Source organism: Bifidobacterium hapali (assembly GCF_002259755.1).
In the GTDB taxonomy this organism is placed as follows: Bacteria; Actinomycetota; Actinomycetes; order Actinomycetales; family Bifidobacteriaceae; genus Bifidobacterium; species Bifidobacterium hapali.
Window position 1 is genome coordinate 1 of record NZ_MWWY01000066.1, and the last position, 1,736, is coordinate 1,736.

The window sequence follows — 1,736 nt, forward strand, 5'->3', positions numbered from 1 at the left end:
CAGACCACTGTCAGCGAGCAAAAACCGCCACTCGGCATGANGCCATCACGTTCTGGTATGACGCAACATGGCCCACACAACACGCGTGGCAGAAATCGCTCACTGAGTGCCGCTCAGTGAGCGATTTCTGCCACGCGATATGGACCCGCCACGCATCGCTATGGAGAACGGATGCACAGCACAATACCTAAAGCGGGGTTATAGGCCAAAATGTGTGTCTGTTTTGGCTCGCTTTCCTTTGTGGCAGTGGGCGTTTCCCCTGTTCGAGTTGTATGGGCGGGGAACTTGAAGTCGGCCAGAATGTGTGTCCGGAACAGGCTGTGAGGCCTTTCGGGACAACGGTTGAGCGGCNTTCGAGTTGGCGTGGCAGATTGGGTGGATGNACACNCCCAGTTGCGCCGTGTGCGGCGNGCCGNTGANACGGAACGGAAGAACAAGCTCGGGGCGGGNCAGGTGGCGGTGCCGGGNCGCCGGCTGCGGGNGCNCGCGCACCCAGTCGCGCGACAACAGGGCCCGTGACCTGCGGTGCGGACTGGACTGGCTGTTNTCCANACGGTCGCAGGCCGAGCACGACCTGCCCTCCCGCACGCTGCGCCGCCGGTGCGAGCTGATGTGGGGCCTGTGGCCGCCGGTGCCCCTGGTGGACGAGGTGCATCACGTGGTGCATGTGGACGGCATTCACCTGCACCGCGACGCCGTGGTGCTGATCGCCATCGCCGACGGGCACGTGATCGGCTGGCACATCGCCAAAAGCGAACGGTCGGCGGCGTGGCAGAGCCTGATGGCGCGCATCGCGCCACCGGACGTGCTCGTGTGCGACGGCGGGGGCGGCATCATGAAGGCCGCGAAGACCATGTGGCCCGACACCCGCATCCAACGCTGCCTGTTCCACGTGCAGGCCAACATATTCGGGCTCACCGGCATGAGGCCCCGGCTGGAGGCGGGCAGACAGCTCAGACGCATCGCCCTCGCCCTGCCGCGCGTCAGGGACGGCGCGGCCGCGGCCAGTTGGCTGGCCTCCTACAACCAGTGGGAGCAGGACTTCGCGGGTTTCCTCGACGAGAAAAGCGAATACGCCGACGGCAGCGTGAACGACATGCACCANNGACNCGTCAAGGCCANGCGCANGATCCGCGGACGCATCCGCGAGGGGCACCTGTTCACGTTCCTCGACGAGGACCTGACGGAGAACGGAACGATACCATCCACGAACAACCTCATCGAATCATGGAACGGACGAATCCGGGACATGCTGCGCCATCACCGCGGACTGCGCCTGATCCGGCAACTGAAGGCGATCTGCTGGTGGTGCCACCAGCACGCCGAACACCCCGAGACGGACGCATGGCTGGCGACGAACGCGATCACGGACGAACGGCTGGAGAGCCTCTACCAGAAGGCATGGGAGAACAGCCCGCAGGGCCGATACGAGACGTTCGGCATCCCCATGCACCACGGCACCGGCATCGACTGGAACGACTTCCACACCCGGGTCGAATGGCCATCCAACGACTAGACCACCAGACACACATTTTGGCCTATAACCCCAAAAGCACGCCACATGCCGCAGCCTGCATAACCCATAAGAAGAAAGCCCGGCGATGATGCCGGGCTTTTGGAGAAGAGAAAGAAGAGAGAAGGGATTCAGTTATATCGGCCTTGCGACCTGATATACAGTAAACCGTCTCTTCTTGGGCAAGTAGTGTGTGTTGTCTGAAAATTTCATGAGAACGTTC

Annotated in this window: 2 protein-coding genes; one reads left to right on the forward strand and one right to left on the reverse strand. The window is 62.5% G+C overall.

The window, feature by feature from the left end; translation table 11 throughout:
• Window positions 1-379: 379 nt before the first annotated feature.
• On the forward strand, window positions 380-1,516 hold the full coding sequence (locus tag BHAP_RS11285) for an IS1249 family transposase (protein WP_094730741.1): 1,137 nt from the start codon (window positions 380-382) through the stop codon (window positions 1,514-1,516).
• A gap of 22 nt (window positions 1,517-1,538) precedes the next feature.
• Here the strand turns inward: BHAP_RS11285 and BHAP_RS11780 are convergent.
• The coding region (locus BHAP_RS11780; protein ID WP_211279749.1) for a hypothetical protein at window positions 1,539-1,736 on the reverse strand (198 nt) is incomplete at its 5' end.